This window comes from Chryseobacterium sp. BGA-UO-ETr-SB22 (assembly GCF_059567885.1).
In genome coordinates this window covers 3,605,755-3,623,609 of the sequence record NZ_JCAQOV010000005.1, presented here as the reverse complement: position 1 = coordinate 3,623,609, position 17,855 = coordinate 3,605,755, and the positions used below count along the sequence as shown (strand labels likewise).

Below are 17,855 nucleotides of genomic sequence, written 5' to 3'. Positions count from 1 at the left end.
GTTTTGATTTAATAAATTGATTGGTAGAGTGTTAATTTTAATTATTCGGTTTTTTAAATTATTTAATTATTTATATTTTGTGTATTTTTTTTAAGAATAATTTAAACAACATAACACTGGTTTGAAATGATGTTAATTTTATTTTTAGATTGAATTGTAACAATAATGTGTCTTTTTCTACTAACTGTAGTGAAGTTTGTATTTTGTGATGATTTTTAGTTATAAATATCACTGATTAATTCATAAAATTAATAAATTTACAACTTGTTTAATTTTTTAAATTTTTGAAATGAAGAGAACTATACTTTGTGGAGCATTGCTACTTTCACTTTCTGTATCAGCACAGCAAAAAAAAGATTGGTGTGACTTTGATAATGAACAGAGAGTACACCAAAGACAGAACGCGGAAATTGATGCAATGGTTCGCAATATCCGTAACAAAATTATTAGCGGTAATCAAGATGCTGCTGGTAAGAATGGAAGTGCATACAAAATTGTAAATGGAGTTTATGAAATTCCTGTTGTAGTACACGTAATTGCACCTACAGGAGCTGCTATTGGTACCGCTTACAATAAGAGTGATGCACAAATTCAGGCGTGGTTGGATCATTGTAATCAAATGTACGCAGGTACTTATCAGTGGGCTCAGGGAATTCCTGCAGATTTTGGTAATGCTGCTACAATGCCGATTAAGTTGGTATTGGCTAAAAGAGACCCTAACTGTAATGCCACAACAGGGATTGTTCGATATAACGGAGGCGCTCTTGCCGGATACGATGCTTATGGAGTAAAGCGTAGCGGTACTGACGGCGTTACTACAGCACAGGTAAAAACTATTGCTCCACACTGGCCGGAAGCTTCTTATTTTAATATTTATATTATGAATAAAGTAGATGGTGGTGGAACATATGGTATCATGGGTTGGGCAGGACTTCCTCAAAATGCTGATGCTAACTATGAATCCTTCATGAAATCTTTTGTGGTTACATTACAGGATGATATTACTTTGGCGCACGAATTTGGACATAGTATGGGACTACTTCATACTTTTGGTAATGCTAACGCTCAGCCGCCACAGGGTACTACTTCTACTACTTACTGCCCAGCAACAACTAATAACTGTGCTACGGATGATGACCAGGTATGTGATACAGAAAGATCAAGAAGTTTGTTGAATGACCCTGCTCCTACTAACAATGATATGAATTATTGTACAGGAGCAAACTATCAGGGAGTACAGTACAACATGATGAACTATACCAATCCTATAGCATTCAAGTTTACCAATGGACAACATGATAGAGCTGCTCTTTATTTCTTTTTAATGAGAGGATCTCTAAGTACTTCATTAGGAGCAACAGCACCTTCTGCAGCCGCTGCGGTTGGAACGCCTATTGCTGCTACATGTAATCCAACCGGAGTAACCAATCCGGATAATTATTTTGTGGGACCAACTTTAGTAAAATTAGGTGCTATTAATAACGCTACTACAGGATTTTGGCAGAATAATGCAAGTTTTTATGAAGACTATACAGTTGCAAGCTGTCTGAAAGCTACCTCTACAGAACTTTCAGCAACAGGAACACATAACCTTCAGGTAAATGTATCAGCTTCAAATAATGATCTAAGAGTTTGGCTTGACTATAATAATAATGGAACGTTTGAAGCTTCTGAGCTTGTAGCTTCTGCTGATAATATTGTAGCTGATCCAGTTACGGAAATAGGTACTTACAGCGCTACGATTACAGCTCCTGCTTCAGTAGTGTTGAATACACCATTAAGAATGAGAGTTCTTGTAGATGATGAGAATCCTAACATGACTCCTTGTGGACAATTAATGTACGGACAGGTTGAAGACTATACAGTGAAATTTGTTACGAACTTAGGAACAAACGAAGTAAAAGCTGATAATAATGATTTAACAGTTTATCCTAATCCAGTAGCAACAGGAGATAAAATCTTCATTAAAGCTAAAAATGGTAAAAACCTGAAAGTTTCTATTTCTGATATGGCAGGAAGACTGGTAGCAAGCCCATCTGCAACTGAAGAAGGAAATGGTATTTTCAAAGTAGATCAGCAGTTAGGAAAAGGGGTGTATATGATTCAGGTTTCTAACGGGAAAGATTCTAAAACTTCAAAATTGATCATCAAATAAATTGATCATAGTTTAATATATTATAAATGTCTCCATTTCGATGGAGACATTTTTTTTATTCAATTTTACGGTATTTAAATCTGGGCTTGATCACTTTATTTAGAAATTGCCCTTTAGATCTGGCCTTTCCGAATTTTTCTACGATGTAAGGTGGTACTTTAAGATAATCATAAACCGCTCCTGACTGATATATAATTCGTAATATTTCAGTATCCGGGAAATAGATGAAATGATGTACAACACTTGAAGGCATACTATATTTCATACAAAAAATGTTCCTTGTCAGGAAAAATAAAAGCTTCCGGAAATTCCGAAAGCTTCAAAGATTTACTCTTTTTAAAATAGCAGATTATTTTTTCACGAATTTAAATTGGTGAGTTTGAAAATTCCGGGTATTTATCTTTAAAATATAACCGCCTGGAATAAGTTGTGAGACATCAATTTTTGAATCAAACATTTCAGATTTTATAAGACGTCCATCCATATTGTAAATTTGAATAGAGAGACCGTCATCAATCCCCGAAATACGAATGAAATCCGTTACAGGATTTGGGAAAATCTGGATTTTATTTTTAGAAAGATCTGAAGTTCCCAATGTTGTAGTCTGTATGTCACCCGTCATGGTGGAATTGACCGCAGTAAGGTTTCCGCCACATTGTCCGTTGGTCATTACGGTATTTTCAACCCAGGTTCCAACGCTGTTACCTGGAGGGATTGGAACAGAATTGTTTCCCGTTGAATTATAAAAAATCAGATAAGGAGTCGTAAAAATTCCGTTTCCTTCATCACCTAGAAATTCCCATCTAGTAAGGGTGTTGTTCCATTGGATTTTAAATTCACAGGTACCTAATCCACTACAGTCTTGTCCGCCATCAATAGGAGTGGTCATATAGATGTTCTTATTAAAAGCATCTACTCCTGTTTTGTTAAAGACATAAGTATTAGGCGGACTATCAAACAGATTAGGACATCCACTAAATGTTATGGTCTGTGCAAAAGCTGAGCTTCCAGCTATCAGACATAATAAATAAAGAATTTTCATAACTATTAATTTTGTGATGGAAAGACTCCTGCTAATGCAATGATGCATTTCAGAGTAATAAAAGGAGGTCTGTTTTCATGAGGCTGATTTCCTCCTGTGTTTCCTACCATTGTGCTTTTCATGATGGTGTTAGCGGCTGCATCGGAATATTCCTTATCAAGAACTTTGGTGTCTGCCGGAAGATTATTTGTTGGAGAATTCTGATTTCCTTCCGCCGTTACGGCATTTACCGTGTGGTTATGGGCTGGCATTTGTGTTATCAATAGTGTTACACTTTCAGCTCCTCCGGTTTCTCCCATGGTATACGTAGTAGGTCCTCCGGGAGCCTGTCCGTTATGAACAAGTACTCTTCCCCTCATATCAGGTAAAGCAAATGTGGTTGTTCCGTTTCCTCCGTAAGTGGTTCCTAGTAATGAAAAAAGTGCTTGATTTTGAGCGATAGGCAGGATCTGCCCATTACATTCTGCCCAGTATTTTGGTGCAAAATTATAAGGTACAAAGGCTATTTGCCCTAAAAAAGGTTCTGATGCCTGAGCTTTTAAGGCAGGAGCAAATGCACTGCATATCAGCAGCGTGCATACAAAAAATAAATTTTTCATGATGACAAGGTTTTAAGTAATATAAAATTAGAAAATATTTAACATATAATCAATAATAAAATCTACCTTTCATTAATTTAATGAAAGGTAGATTTTATTAATTAAATATTAATTATTTATAGATTTTTTCTCTAATGTTTAAATTACTCAATAGTCAAAACATATGATAATTAATTTTTCAAATTATCTTTAAAATCTTCAATCCTGAAATCTGTCAGAGCATTTCCTTTTTCAATTTTCTCTTTAGAATACAATCTGAAATCATTTTCCGTTTTTTCTAAAAGATAGTCATAGGGTCCTATGTGGGAAATTAATTTTACAAGAACCGGAGATATTTCAAGGCAGATAAACAGTCCCATAATAAAAGCTGCTGCTAATCCTATAATCGCTGAATTTTTTCCCAGTTCATCCAATGCCTGAAGCCTTGCTGCAAACCCATTGAATTTATCTTCAAATGTCTCTGTAGATTTTCTTTCAGTTTCAAGGTTGGTATATACCTTAGATATTTCTTTATCCAGATATTCAAGTCTTGGAGAAGCCTGTTTTTGGTAATTCTCAAGATCCTGTCTGCGTTGCTCTTTCAATTCCTGTTTACGCTTTGCATTCGGTCCGTAGCCTTCTTTTCCACTTGTTAAGCCTGATTGTTTTCCCAAAATTTCCTTCTCAAGTTCTACTGACGCAGAATCATAGGCTTTCTGATACAGTGCTACTTTTCCTGAAATCTGTTGTTTTTCTGTTTCAAAAGGTCCGCTCTGTTGAAGAATTCTTCCATTCATTTCTCCCTGAAGCTGTTTTTTATTCCTTTGGATGATTGTATTCAACTGCTTGTTTACTTCTTTCTCAAAAATTTTAAGCTCTAATGGTTTCGAAATAATAATGCCTAAAAATGTAGCGAGGATAAGACGGGGAATGGCCATCAGAATTTGGTTCCACCAGGTTCCTGTTTTTTTAATGGAAGAAACAATATAACGGTCAAGATTGAAAATCATCAACCCCCAGAGAATTCCAAATCCTATGGAAGCCCAGATATTGTCGAATACCGTATACATAGCATAGCCTGCAGACAAAGTAGCGAATACTGCGGTGAAAAGTACGATCCCTCCAATCCCGGAAAATTTATTCCATTCGCTTGGGGTCTTTCTTAAGATATGGATGTTCCCGCCGGAACACACCATTAGAAACTTTTGGAACCAGTTTATTTTATGAGTCCCTTGATTTATAGTTTGTTGGTTTGTTTTCATAACTGAAAATTTATACAAAGGTAGTACTAAAAATCATACCAATGTAAAAGATAGTATTATGTTTTACCAAGTAATTGTGCGTGTTTTTGTAAAACAATGTTTTTTAGAGGTTTAAAACAGTAGTTTGAAAGAATATAAGAAAAGGCAAAAATTATTTCAACCTATCCGGATTTTGCTTCAAAAAGCTTTCCCAGCCGGAATACGATTTTGTGTCCGTTATAGTTCCCGAATTAAAATGGTGGCATACCGCAACGGCAAGTCCGTCGGAAGCATCTAGATATTTGGTAGGGAATTCTTTTAAATTAAGAAGATTCTGAAGCATACCTGCTACCTGTTCTTTACTGGCGTTTCCGTTTCCTGTGATGGCCATTTTGATTTTTTTCGGAGAATATTCGGTGATAGGAATATTTCTGTAAAGGCTGGCAGCCATAGCTACTCCCTGAGCACGCCCAAGTTTAAGCATACTCTGTACGTTTTTTCCAAAAAAAGGAGCTTCAAGAGCTACTTCATCAGGATGAAACTCGTCAATAAGAGACAGTGTTCTTTCAAAAATATATTTGAGTTTGGTTTCGTGGTTGGGATATTTTTTTAAGATCAGTTCATGAATAGAAACCATCTCCATTTTTCCTTTTTTTACGGAGATGATACCAAATCCCATTATGGCTGTTCCTGGGTCAATACCTAAAATTATTTTCTCTGAAATCATTGCCCCAAAGATAGGAATTTCTAAGTTTTTCAGGAGTGAAAAAGTATTGGAAATGACTTTCATTTATATTTAAAACTTTAGTACCTTTAAACAAAAATGATTATGAAAAATGTATTTAATGTACTCATTGTTCCCGTTTTTCTGTTCTGTAGCTTCCAGAAAGAGAATGGATTAACTAAAAACAGACAATCGCTTTCTGAAACTATGACAAGAAAAGGCGATCGTATTATTTATTTGTTTTTCAAAGCAGATAAAGATCAATCGGGGAATGCAAAAGTGACCCTTCAGAATACTAAAATTGCGGATGGCAGATTGAAGCATATCTCTTCGTTTGAAAGAAATGAAGCTCATAAAGGCGACTTTATCATCACGCTGTCAGAATCAGACGGGAAAGAAGTTGCTAAACAGCTTGTAAGAGATCCTTTTAATCCTGAATTGGAAGTATATGAAAAAGAGGGGATTTCCAGACATAAGGCTTCTCTTCAAAGCACAGAATTCAGTGCCCGTTTTTCCTATTCTGAAAATGTTCAGACTGTAAAGGTTGAAAAGGCAACTGATGATGGAGTACAACTATTATTCACCAAAAAACTATAATTATGAAAAAAGTTCTATTATCACTTTTAGTTGGAAGCAGTTGTTTTGCCCAGACATTCGATACTGTTCCACTTTTACAGAACGGGGACAACAGTAAAAGGATTATTATTGCTGTTTTGGGAGACGGATTTACCGCTGCACAGCAAGCCGCTTTTACAACATCAGCTCAGAATACGGTCAATTATCTTTTTACAAAAAGTCCTTATACAGAATATAAAAATTACTTTAATGCCTATGCTGTAAAGGTGATTTCCACAGAATCAGGAGTGAAACACCCAGGGACAGCAACGGATGTTACCGAACCTGTAATCCCGGTTACCAATCCTAATAATTATCTGGGATCTACTTTCGATGTAGGAGTTCACAGATGTATATACAGTAATACAACCAATAAAGTAGGACAGGTGCTGGCTGCTAATATTCCTGATTATGATATCACCTATGTATTGGGGAATTCTACAGAATATGGAGGCTGCGGAGGAACGTATGCCTTTGCTTCATTAAATGGATCTTCAAATGAAATTGTAGTGCATGAGCTAGGGCACTCTTTTGGTAAACTTGCAGATGAATATTGGTTTTCAGGTTCACTGGAATCTCCCAATAAAACACAGAATTCTAATCCTGCAACCATCAAATGGAAAAATTGGGTAGGATTAAATGGAGTAGGTGTATATCCCTATACTGAAAGCCCTAGCTGGTTCCGTCCGCATCAGAGTTGTGAGATGAGGTATCTTAACCAGCAGTTCTGCTCTGTATGTAAAGAGGCAATTATCGAAAAAATTCATAGTTTAGTGTCCCCTATAGATTCCTATACACCTGCCAATAATACTACAGTAGATGCTACATCTAATGTCACTTTTACAGCTACTGAAATTCTTCCCAATCCTAATACTTTGGTCAACACCTGGATCTTAAATGGAACAACACTTGGGTCAACAGCGAGCAGTGTTACCATTACTCCTGCACAACTCAACAATGGAAATAATACATTAACATTGTCCGTAGTCGATAATAACCCGCTTTTGAAAGTTGATAACCACAGTACCCTGCATGTTAGTACGGTTTCCTGGACTTTGAGTAAATCTACTCTTAAACTTTCAGAAGTAAAAGCTGAAGAAAGACGCTTCAGTGTTTATCCGAATCCTACAGACGGAGAATTTTTCATTAAAGGAAAACAGGATTTTTCAAAAGATGTAAAAGTAGAAATCTATGATACTTCCGGAAAACTGATCCCATCGAGATTTGAATTTAAAGATGCCGGAATTAAGATTGATATTAAAAACTTTCCGACAGGTACGTATCTGTTGAATGTAAAAGAAAACAAAAATCTGATTCTCTCCCAGAAAATCATAAAAGAATAAATTGAACAAAACCGGCTCCCGCAGCCGGTTTTATTTTTCCAGCTTTTTCTCTGCTATAGGAACCCATTGTCCATCATGACGGAGAAGGATTATTCTACCAACTAAGAATTTAGTTTTATATTCCATTGTTTCATATTTTTCCCAGGCTTTAAGGTAATTTTCCCAACTCAGATCCCTGAACCCTACTGTCACGTGAGGATTAAAAGAATACTGGACAAAATTAAAGTACTCTTTTACCCTATGATAAAGCTCGGTTAAATGAATATTTTCTTTTGGTTGAATATAGAGTACAGGATTTTTAGGATTAGCAAAGCTTCCAAAGCCATCCAGTTCTACTTCAAAAGGCGTGATTTCTGTATTGATTTTCTGAAAAGCAACATGAATGTCTTCCTCCAGTTCAATTTCTCTTGAAAAAGGAGGAAATAATGTAATATGGGCTTCATTTTTCAAAGCCTTGGAATTGGCATAATTCGTTGCCAGATCTTCTTTAAATATTTTTATTTCTTCAATGATCTCCTGAGGAGGGAAAATTGCTATGAAGTACATTTTTTTCATAAAGCAAATTAAAAATTTTTATATTAAATTTATATACATAAGAAAATTATGCATATGTTTGTAAGGTATAAATCATTCTATGAAAAAGAATAGTCTTTATAAAGGTACCCTGCAGAATATTATTTTGAAGCTTCTTTCCAAAGAAATCAAAATGTACGGGTATCAGATTACTCAAAGAGCCAAAGAACTCACGGAAGGAGAGCTGGAAATGACGGAAGGTGCACTCTATCCATTACTGCACAAACTGGAGAGTGACGGAATGATTATTTCTGAAATTCAGAAAATCAACGGAAGAGACCGTAAATATTATCTGCTGACTGAAAAAGGAAAAACACAACAGGCAGAAAAAGAAACTGAGATGAAAAGTTACTTATTAAACCTACAAACCATATTCAATATATGATAACCGGAGAACAGGAAAATAAAATTACGGATTATCTGATAGCTCAACAGCTCTCATTAGATATTCTGGTAGAAATCAGAGATCATATGATCAGCCAGATTTCAGATCTTCAGTTTAATGAGAATATCAGTTTTGAGGAAGCTTTTTTAAAAATAAAAGAATCCTGGAAGGGAGAATTTAAGTTAGTCAATTATCTGCTGTTTTATCCAACGACAATTCCTTTGATTGCCAAAAGAATTATACAGGAAAAATATGCCGGGCTTTTCAGAAAATCTTTAATGATAGGATTGCTGGCTTTTGGTATTAACTTATTGTTGATCTTTATCGCAAGAAATCAGGACGATTATAATCTATTTTTCAAACTGCTTAACGGATCATTTTTATTGGGTTCAGTATTAGTACTGGCTCTTAATTATAAGATCTGGAAATACCTGAAAGTGGATTTCAAATACAAGGGAAAAAGCCTTTATACAATGTATCAGCAGAATATTGGATCGATGGTAGTTTGTACTTTTTCAATGGCTCAGGTTGTTATGAAAAACGGGAATTATGCTTATCAGTTTTTCAGAGAAAATAATCATTCTGAAGTTTTTTCGACTTTAGTGACGTTGATTTTTCCGTTTATATTGCAGACAGCACTTATTTTTGCTGTATTTAATTTTACAGAACACAAAAAGAACTTGATGAAAATGCGGGAGTTTCTTAAGCCTGCATAAATAATACACCATTCAATTAATGTTGTGATCTAAGGTGTGTAAGAGTGTTCTCAAGATGATCTGTGATCTTTTTTACTTCAATATGAGGTCTGAAGATAACTCCTTTTCCCTTTTCCTCATCGGCAATATTAGATAGAATGATTACGGAAGTTTTGGTTTCCGGATAGTAAATATTTAATGAAGGAGAGCCTTTTATATAACCGCTGTGGAAATAAGAATTGGGTTGGCCAATATTAAGCATGATACCGTAAGCGTACCCCATTTTTCCAAAGATTGCATGACGTCTTTCTGCGCTTTTTGCCATGAATAGCTTTAGGGTTTCAGTCTTTAAAATTTTTCCGCCATACAAAGCGTTGTTCCATGAATGAAGATCCTGAATAGTAGATAATATTCCGCCAGCCGGAGTTCCGATTTCCTGCCCGCCTAATCTTTTCGGCATGTTGGGAACTTCCTGGAATTTGGTAGGTGTACCAAGATATGCACTGGCAAAATTATTCCCTTTAAAAGTGTCTCCCGTTGAAGAATGTACCATTCCTGCTTTTTTAAAGAGTTCCTGAACATTTTCAGCATAGGACTTTCCTGAGACTTTTTCCACAATCTTTCCAAGCGTATTGAATCCATCATTGGAGTAGAAGAAGTCGGAACCACTCTTAAACATCAGCTTTCCTCCTACCATATTCAATCCTGAAGTGTGGTTTAACAACTGATGAATCGTAATATTTTCATATTCTTTAATCTGAAATTCCTTCAGGTATTTTGAAACTTTATCTGTCACATTCAGTTTTCCCTGTTCCATTTGAAGTAAGACTAAAACAGCGGTAAACTGTTTGCTTACCGAACCTATGGCAAAAATGGTATTGCTGTCAATTTTAGTTTTCTTCTTAAAATCAGAATATCCGTTTTCCCTTCTGTAAAGAGTAATGGTATCTTTAAAAACGGCAATGCTACCATTGAAATGATATTTTTTGAAAGTGGAATCTATCTGTTGTTCTAAAAGTGTTTTCTGAAAAGCCGAAACAGTAGAATCAATAATGGATTTTTTATCAACAGGAGGAGTTTTTGGAACTTCAGTTGTTGTACAGGAAGATAAAAAGCAGAATAGGGCCAGGAATACTAAATTTTTGATCACAGGTGTTGTATTTTTAAATGATGGTTGTTACTCTTAAAGATACTAAAATATCCAGAGAGCGGTAAAGGATGCAAATTGCGTGCTAGGACGGGGTTTAGGATCAATTTAATATAGATTTGATGCATCTTTAAGGAGTATTTAATACTTTTGATATAGATTATTGATCACAATTATTATGAATGAACATTTGAAAAGCGATTCAGTAAACATAGAGTATCTACTGAATATTGTTAAAGAGCAAGGAACGGAATATCTAAATTCCATTGAAGAGAGACCTACGTCAATAATCAATCACCATATTTCCGAAAAACAGGAACTCCCGGAATCCGGATTGGGAACAGAAGAGGCTTTACGGATTTTCAATGAAAAATTTGAACCGATCATGGTTGGATCCGGAGGACCAAGATATTGGGGATTTGTAACGGGAGGTGCTACACCGGCATCCATAGCAGGTGACTGGCTGGCGACGGTTTATGATCAGAATACCCAGTCTGTAACAGGACAGGGAGATATTTCCGCAAATGTAGAGATGGAAACCATACAGCTTTTGCTGAAACTTCTTCAGCTTCCTGAAAGCTTTCTGGGTGGTTTTGTATCAGGAGCTACGATGTCTAATTTTACCTGTTTGGCTGTGGGGCGTCAATGGCTGGGAAAAGAGCAGGGGAGAGATATTGCGAAAGAAGGCGTTTCCGGAACGATAAAGGTACTTACAGCCACACCTCACTCATCTTCTATAAAATCATTGTCATTGTTGGGACTTGGCAGCAGTAATATCATTAAGATTAAAACGGAAGAAGGAAACCGCGAAGCAATTCATATCAAAGATCTGGAAGACAATATTCTGAAGCTTAATGATGAGCCATTTATATTGATTTCAAGTGGTGGAACAGTAAATACTGTGGATTTTGATGATTTCAAAGCGATCAGCAGATTAAAAGAAAAATACAATTTCTGGTGGCATATCGATGCTGCTTTCGGTGGTTTTGCAGCGTGTTCGGAAACCCATCAACATCTTGTGGAGGGCTGGGAATATGCTGACAGTATTACAGTAGACTGTCACAAATGGCTTAATGTACCTTATGAAAGTGCTGTATTTTTGATTAAAGAGCAATATAAAATTTTACAGGTAGAAACTTTTCAGAATTCCAATGCTCCTTATCTGGGTGATCCGTTGGATAATTTTAGCTATTTAAATTTTCTTCCCGAAAATTCAAGAAGGCTAAAGGCACTTCCGGCATGGTTCTCTCTTATGGCTTATGGTAAAAAAGGGTATCAGGAGATTGTAGATAAGAATATAGCATGGGCAAAGCAGTTTGGAGAGCTGATAGAAAACAGTGATGATTTTAAACTGCTGGCTCCAGTAAGATTGAATACGGTCTGTTTTACATTAAAAGATCATGCAAAACAGGATGAGGTAGGACAATTTCTTGAAAAGCTTAATAATACTGGAAAAGTTTTTATGACACCTACTTTTTATAATCAGCATAAAGGAATAAGAGCTGCCTTTGTAAACTGGATGACGAGTGAAAAAGATATCAGACAGGTATTTGATCTCATGAATGAAATCATTGCTGAAATAAAATAATATATTGACAAGCCTGTGGATGAATATTCACAGGCTTATTTTAACAGAAGATCACAAAACCAGAAAACATATTCGCTGTCTTCCTCTTCAGGTGTTGCTTTAGGTTTTGGATAAGTCTTTTTGACGGTTTCCCCAATTTCAAATTGAACCGGATTTTTGAAAATAGGCCCATCAAAAGTGAAGGTGTGAAATTCTCCGTTTTCTCCGCATGGATCTACATTTTCAGGAAGATCATCAATGAATTTTTGATCAATAATTCGCCCTGCAAAGCTTTTATCCAGATAGGTTCCGTTCACACAGGTTACAATAGTTTTAAAACCAAGCTCTAAAAATTCACGGATGAGATTGGATGTATCTTGTTTCCAAAGGGGAAATACGGCTTTCATACCAATGGTATTTAATTGGTCTTCCCTGTATTTTCGCAGATCTTCCAGGAAAATATCTCCGAAAACGGAATGGGTAATGCCTTGAGCCTGAATTCCAGTCATTGTTGTACTCATGATTTGCTGATATTCTTCCATTGAAGGCTCTTTAGGCAGTTCCATTTTAATCAATGGAATTCCGAGACTCTCAGCCTGTTTTTCAAGCAGAGAAACATGAACACCATGCATGGAAATCCTTTGAAATTCTTCATTAATACTTGTAAGCAGTGTAGAAATCTCATATTGATCCTCCTGTTGTATTTTGTAGAGAGCCAGGGCAGAATCTTTTCCGCTGCTCCAGTTGAATAAAGCTTTTGGTTTCATTGTAAAAATAAAAATCTCCCAAAAATAAGGAGATTTTATGGCTTAATAATTTTTGTTTTGAATTTCTTTGATTGGAATAAATCCACCATTGAAGTAATCAATCTTCATTTCAAAAGGATAGGCCGGATTGGTCATGATCAGAACACCAATTGCTCCAAAAAATGCAGCTCCGGTTACCATCATGCTTCCTGCATTAGGATTTGACCTGATTTTTCCGATAAAGTAGTAATCATTATCTTTTTTTACCGCTTTGGTAAAAAGATTTTCTATGGAAAGGTAGATGTATGGTTCTCCCTTATACACAACAGCATAAATATCGTCTTTTTTAATTTCTTTTTCTTTGCCGTCTGCCATTTCATAGATTCTTACAATTTTTGGAGCATTGCCGTAGAATTTAACATTTGTAATTTCCTGGTCGGGCTGTTGGTTTTTTAAAGCGTTATAATTTTTATATACTCCGTCTTTCAGCTGAGGTGAATTGTAAAAGTTGATTGACTGCTTGGCTGTATCATCAAAGTTCATGACTTGCTCCATCGTATAATGGGTGTTGGTTTCAGGCTTTTTAGATGCATTTTTGCTGATGAAATCTACGAGCATTTCGCTCCCTTTTTCAAGAGTTTTTGTGGTAACATCAGTTGCTTTGATATCAATTACTGTATCAGTCTGATCCATTAAAGAATAGGTTCCATCATTATTTTTTGAAAATAAAAATCCCTGAAAATAGCAGTATCCATGTTCACTGAGTTTCGCTGTAACCTCTGCAAAGTAGAGTTGCTTCAGGTAAAGAACCATTGTTCCGTCTTCGGTATCATCTCCATTGATGCTGTTCAGAATACTCTGAAATTGGCTTGATATACTGGAGGTGGGAATTACTTTAGCTTTGGCGTTCAACATTCCCTGTTGTACGATTCCTAAAGAAGTAGTGTCTTCTCTTTTATCAATAAGTTTTATTGTTTTATAATAGCTTTTCTCTAGCTTATGGTTGGAAAGGCTTATGGTAAATGGTTCGGTACGTTTCTGGCCCCATAAAGCAGATGTAAGAAAAATGAGGACTAAGAAAAGGGATTTATTGAAACTTTTCACTGCTGTTTTTTTCATGGGTAATTAGTTATTGAACCTAAAAATACAAAAAACTCCTGAAATACATCAGGAGTTATTATTTATCAACAAGGTTTACTTATTTTGAAGCAGGCTTTCCATAGTTATTGAAGGGGCTTGTAATATCAAGTTTTTCCTTTTCTGCCTGTTCTCTTTTTTGTAGTTCTTCCACATTTCTAGCCATGTCGCTTTTATGAGAGGTATCTACAGTAGAGGTTTTACAAGAACCTAGCGCCATAAAAAGACTAAACACCGAAATAATTTTAATATATGTTTTCATTTGAATTTTTTTTGGTGGCAAATATATAAGATCAGAGCAGTTTATTTTTAATTTTTAACAAACATTATAAACAAACCGGCCAAAATTTAGATTTTTTTCATATTAAAAATACAAAAAAACCTCAAAGAATTTCTTTGAGGTTTGATTTATAAAAAATGTCTTTCCAGTTAAGGATTACATATTTCTTCTGTACTTACCACCCACTTCAAATAAAGCGTTGGTAATTTGTCCTAAAGAACAGTATTTTACAGCATCCATCATCACTTCAAATAAGTTTTGCTGGTTGATAGCTGCATGTTGCAATGTTTTCAAAGCTTCCTCAGATTTAGCTTCATTAGATTTCTGGAAGTTATGTAATGTTTCAATCTGAACCTGCTTTTCTTCCTCAGTAGAACGGATAACCTCTCCCGGACGTACCGTTGGCGAACCATCCTTCCCTAAGAAAGTATTTACCCCGATGATTGGATATTCACCAGTGTGTTTCAGCCATTCGTAATGCATTGATTCCTCCTGAATTTTAGAACGCTGATACATCGTTTCCATCGCTCCAAGAACTCCACCTCTTTCCGTAATTCTGTCGAACTCTGCATACACAGCTTCTTCCACAAGATCCGTTAATTCTTCAATAATAAATGAACCTTGAAGTGGATTTTCGTTTTTAGCCAATCCTAATTCCTTATTGATGATCAGCTGAATTGCCATTGCTCTTCTTACAGATTGCTCAGTAGGAGTTGTGATCGCCTCATCATAAGCATTGGTGTGAAGTGAATTACAATTGTCATAGATTGCATAAAGCGCCTGAAGAGTGGTTCTGATATCATTGAAATCAATTTCCTGAGCGTGCAGAGAACGTCCTGAAGTCTGGATATGGTATTTCAACATCTGACTTCTTTCGTCTGCTCCGTATTTTATTTTCATTGCTTTTGCCCAGATTCTTCTTGCTACACGTCCGATTACTGAATATTCAGGGTCGATACCATTAGAGAAGAAGAAAGATAAGTTTGGAGCAAAATCATTGATGTCCATTCCACGGCTTAAGTAATATTCCACATAAGTGAAACCGTTTGCCAATGTGAATGCTAATTGAGAAACAGGATTGGCTCCAGCTTCAGCAATGTGATATCCTGAAATAGAAACCGAATAGAAATTTCTTACTTTTTCTGTAATAAAATATTCCTGAACGTCACCCATCAATCTCAAGGCAAATTCAGTAGAGAAAATACAAGTATTCTGAGCTTGATCTTCTTTTAAAATATCAGCCTGAACGGTACCGCGAACGGTAGCAATTGTTTTAGCTTTAATTTCAGCATACGCATCAGCAGGAATAATTTCATCTCCGGTGATTCCCAATAATTTTAAACCTAAACCATTGTTTGATGGAGGTAATTCTCCATTATATTTTGGTCTTGCTAAACCTTTGTCGTCAAATTTTGCTTTTAAAACAGCTTCAACTTTAGCTTCTAATTTATGCTCAATAATATATTTTTCAACATTTTGATCGATAGCTGCATTCATAAAGAAAGCTAACAACATCGGAGCCGGACCGTTGATCGTCATTGAAACCGAAGTTAATGCATTCACTAAATCAAATCCTGAATATAATTTCTTAGCATCATCTAAGGTCGCAATTGAAACTCCTGCGTTTCCAATTTTACCATAAATATCTGGTGGTAAAGCTGGGTCTTGTCCATACAATGTTACCGAGTCAAAGGCTGTAGATAAACGTTTTGCAGGCATTTCTGCAGACACGTAGTGGAATCTTCTGTTGGTTCTTTCAGGGCCTCCTTCTCCAGCGAACATTCTCGTTGGATCTTCACCTGTTCTTTTGAAAGGATAAATTCCTGCAGTATATGGGAATCCTCCCGGAAGGTTTTCCTGTCCTTTCCATTTGATCAAGTCACCCCAATCGTTGTATTTTGGTAATGCAATTTTTGGAATTCTTAAATGAGATAAAGATTCTGTTGAAGTTTCAACCTTAATCTCTTTTCCTCTCACGAAATAAGAGTAGAACTCTGCATGGAACGCTTTTTTCGTATCGTCCCAAGTTTTTAGGAAGTCGATATTTTCCTGTTGAAGATCTTTTTCCGCTTTTTGATATTCAGCGTCTAATGTTTCATTGGAAAGGAAATGTCTCACTCCTTCAATATGATACATTTTTCTTGCTAATTCAGCTTGTTTTTCAACATTAGCATCGTATTGTCTATTGTTTTCTACAATTTCAGAAAGGTAACGCACTCTTTTTGGAGGAATAATGGTTACTTCGTCTGTAATTTCCTGTTCAACAAAACCTTGTAGATTTAAATCAGCAAATTTATCGTTTACTTTAGAAACTAATCTGTTGTATAATTCAGTTGTTCCGTGATCATTAAACTGTGAAGCTTTTGTAGCATACACCGGCATTTCATCCAATGGACTTTCCCACAGCAAATGGTTTCTCTGGAACTGTTTTCTTACCGCCTGAAGGGCATCAAGAGCTCCTCTTTTATCAGATTTATTTAAAGCAACTAAATCTGCGTAGTCTAACATGTCGATTTTTTCCAGCTGTGTAGAAGCTCCATATTCAGGAGTCATTACATACATTGACACATCAGCAAAATCTGAAACTTCCGAACCAGACTGTCCAATCCCCGAAGTTTCAAGGATGATGACATCAGGATGAGCCAATTTCAAAACATTCAAAGCTGAATGGATGAACGGAGAAACTGAAACGTTATTTTCTCTCGTCGCCATCGAACGCATATATACTCTGGAATCATTAATCGCGTTCATACGAATTCTGTCTCCTAATAATGCACCTCCGGTTTTCTTTTTCGAAGGGTCAATAGAAATAATGGCAATTTTTTTATCCGTATTGGAACGTAAGAAACGTCTTACCAATTCGTCTGTTAAAGAAGATTTACCTGCACCACCAGTTCCTGTGATACCAATAATCGGAATATTTAAATCTTTTGATTTTTCGTCAATGGCTTTTACTAATTCAGGTTTGTCTTCTGAAAAGTTTTCAACAGCAGAAATAATTTTAGCAATACTTGTAGAGTTTTCAAAACTAATTGAATCTAAATCACTTGCTGTTACATCTTTCCCTGTTGCAAAATCTGATCTTTTAACCAAATCATCAATCATTCCCTGCAAACCAAGCTCACGGCCGTCGTCTGGAGAATAAATCCTGTCGATTCCGTAAGACATGATATCTTCGATTTCTTCGGGTAAGATTACACCGCCGCCGCCGCCAAAAATTTTGATCTGAGGTGAATTTTTTTCTCTCAAAAGGTCATAGATATATTTGAAATATTCATTGTGACCTCCCTGATATGAAGTTAATGCAATAGCATTGGCATCTTCCTGGATCGCTGTATTGACAACTTCCTCTGCTGATTTATCGTGTCCTAAATGGATCACTTCGCATCCTGTTCCCTGAATAACACGACGCATAATATTGATCGCAGCATCATGCCCATCAAATAATGAGGCAGCAGTTACGATTCTTACCTTGTTGGTTGGAGTATATTTTTGGGTTTCCATAAAAATTCTAGAAAGTTTCTAAGTTTTCAAATATAACAATAAAAAAAGAACCGGGTGTTTGATTTTATTGTTTTGATTGTCAGATTGTTGATTGTGTTTATTTAATTATATATCCCCTTTTTG

General features: G+C 35.9%; 17 protein-coding genes. 6 read left to right on the top strand and 11 right to left on the bottom strand.

Translation table 11 applies throughout. The features are described from left to right. Nucleotides 1-289 precede the first annotated feature (289 nt). A complete protein-coding gene (locus AC57AW_RS23865) occupies nucleotides 290-2,155 on the top strand; it encodes a GEVED domain-containing protein (RefSeq protein WP_496353841.1) in 1,866 nt (621 codons plus the stop codon). A 55-nt stretch (nucleotides 2,156-2,210) separates the two neighbouring features. On the opposite strand, the gene AC57AW_RS23860 is transcribed toward AC57AW_RS23865, so the two are convergent. From AC57AW_RS23860 to ruvC, 5 genes are all read right to left on the bottom strand, one after another. After that, on the bottom strand, nucleotides 2,211-2,420 hold the full coding sequence (locus AC57AW_RS23860) for a KTSC domain-containing protein (RefSeq protein ID WP_496353840.1): 210 nt from the start codon (nucleotides 2,418-2,420) through the stop codon (nucleotides 2,211-2,213). Nucleotides 2,421-2,504: 84 nt separating this feature from the next. Beyond that, nucleotides 2,505-3,197, bottom strand: coding sequence for a T9SS type A sorting domain-containing protein (locus AC57AW_RS23855; protein ID WP_496353839.1), 693 nt, complete (start codon nucleotides 3,195-3,197; stop codon nucleotides 2,505-2,507). A 5-nt stretch (nucleotides 3,198-3,202) separates the two neighbouring features. Next, nucleotides 3,203-3,796: a phage tail protein gene (locus AC57AW_RS23850; protein WP_496353838.1), complete on the bottom strand. Its 594-nt coding sequence runs from the start codon at nucleotides 3,794-3,796 to the stop codon at nucleotides 3,203-3,205. A 170-nt stretch (nucleotides 3,797-3,966) separates the two neighbouring features. Then, nucleotides 3,967-5,037, bottom strand: coding sequence for a DUF4407 domain-containing protein (locus AC57AW_RS23845; protein ID WP_496353837.1), 1,071 nt, complete (start codon nucleotides 5,035-5,037; stop codon nucleotides 3,967-3,969). Between the two features lie 151 nt (nucleotides 5,038-5,188). Beyond that, nucleotides 5,189-5,743 (bottom strand): crossover junction endodeoxyribonuclease RuvC, encoded by a 555-nt coding sequence (gene ruvC / locus AC57AW_RS23840; RefSeq protein ID WP_318846282.1) that lies wholly within the window; start codon nucleotides 5,741-5,743, stop codon nucleotides 5,189-5,191. Between the two features lie 102 nt (nucleotides 5,744-5,845). Between ruvC and AC57AW_RS23835 the strand changes: the two genes are divergently transcribed. Then, entirely contained in the window at nucleotides 5,846-6,337 is a 492-nt protein-coding gene (locus tag AC57AW_RS23835; RefSeq protein WP_496353836.1) for a hypothetical protein, read from the top strand. 2 nt (nucleotides 6,338-6,339) lie between these two features. After that, a complete protein-coding gene (locus AC57AW_RS23830; RefSeq protein WP_496353835.1) occupies nucleotides 6,340-7,698 on the top strand; it encodes a T9SS type A sorting domain-containing protein in 1,359 nt (452 codons plus the stop codon). Nucleotides 7,699-7,728: 30 nt separating this feature from the next. On the opposite strand, the gene AC57AW_RS23825 is transcribed toward AC57AW_RS23830, so the two are convergent. After that, complete coding sequence (locus tag AC57AW_RS23825) at nucleotides 7,729-8,253, bottom strand: 2'-5' RNA ligase family protein (protein ID WP_496353834.1); 525 nt, start codon at nucleotides 8,251-8,253, stop codon at nucleotides 7,729-7,731. Between the two features lie 79 nt (nucleotides 8,254-8,332). Between AC57AW_RS23825 and AC57AW_RS23820 the strand changes: the two genes are divergently transcribed. Both AC57AW_RS23820 and AC57AW_RS23815 read left to right on the top strand, forming a co-directional pair. Then, nucleotides 8,333-8,656: a PadR family transcriptional regulator gene (locus AC57AW_RS23820; RefSeq protein WP_318846286.1), complete on the top strand. Its 324-nt coding sequence runs from the start codon at nucleotides 8,333-8,335 to the stop codon at nucleotides 8,654-8,656. Further along, complete coding sequence (locus tag AC57AW_RS23815; protein ID WP_496353833.1) at nucleotides 8,653-9,372, top strand: hypothetical protein; 720 nt, start codon at nucleotides 8,653-8,655, stop codon at nucleotides 9,370-9,372. The genes AC57AW_RS23820 and AC57AW_RS23815 overlap by 4 nt, the downstream gene beginning before the upstream one ends. A gap of 16 nt (nucleotides 9,373-9,388) precedes the next feature. Here AC57AW_RS23815 and AC57AW_RS23810 read toward each other — a convergent pair whose 3' ends face one another. Beyond that, entirely contained in the window at nucleotides 9,389-10,501 is a 1,113-nt protein-coding gene (locus tag AC57AW_RS23810; protein WP_496353832.1) for a serine hydrolase domain-containing protein, read from the bottom strand. Nucleotides 10,502-10,676: 175 nt separating this feature from the next. Between AC57AW_RS23810 and AC57AW_RS23805 the strand changes: the two genes are divergently transcribed. Next, nucleotides 10,677-12,086, top strand: coding sequence for a pyridoxal phosphate-dependent decarboxylase family protein (locus tag AC57AW_RS23805; protein WP_496353831.1), 1,410 nt, complete (start codon nucleotides 10,677-10,679; stop codon nucleotides 12,084-12,086). A 35-nt stretch (nucleotides 12,087-12,121) separates the two neighbouring features. On the opposite strand, the gene AC57AW_RS23800 is transcribed toward AC57AW_RS23805, so the two are convergent. From AC57AW_RS23800 to AC57AW_RS23785, 4 genes are all read right to left on the bottom strand, one after another. Further along, entirely contained in the window at nucleotides 12,122-12,832 is a 711-nt protein-coding gene (locus AC57AW_RS23800) for a Dph6-related ATP pyrophosphatase (RefSeq protein WP_496353830.1), read from the bottom strand. Nucleotides 12,833-12,874: 42 nt separating this feature from the next. After that, nucleotides 12,875-13,930 (bottom strand): hypothetical protein, encoded by a 1,056-nt coding sequence (locus AC57AW_RS23795; RefSeq protein WP_496353829.1) that lies wholly within the window; start codon nucleotides 13,928-13,930, stop codon nucleotides 12,875-12,877. A 79-nt stretch (nucleotides 13,931-14,009) separates the two neighbouring features. Further along, nucleotides 14,010-14,210, bottom strand: coding sequence for a hypothetical protein (locus tag AC57AW_RS23790; RefSeq protein ID WP_496353828.1), 201 nt, complete (start codon nucleotides 14,208-14,210; stop codon nucleotides 14,010-14,012). A gap of 174 nt (nucleotides 14,211-14,384) precedes the next feature. Then, a complete protein-coding gene (locus AC57AW_RS23785) occupies nucleotides 14,385-17,732 on the bottom strand; it encodes a methylmalonyl-CoA mutase family protein (RefSeq protein ID WP_496353827.1) in 3,348 nt (1,115 codons plus the stop codon). Nucleotides 17,733-17,855 lie beyond the last annotated feature (123 nt).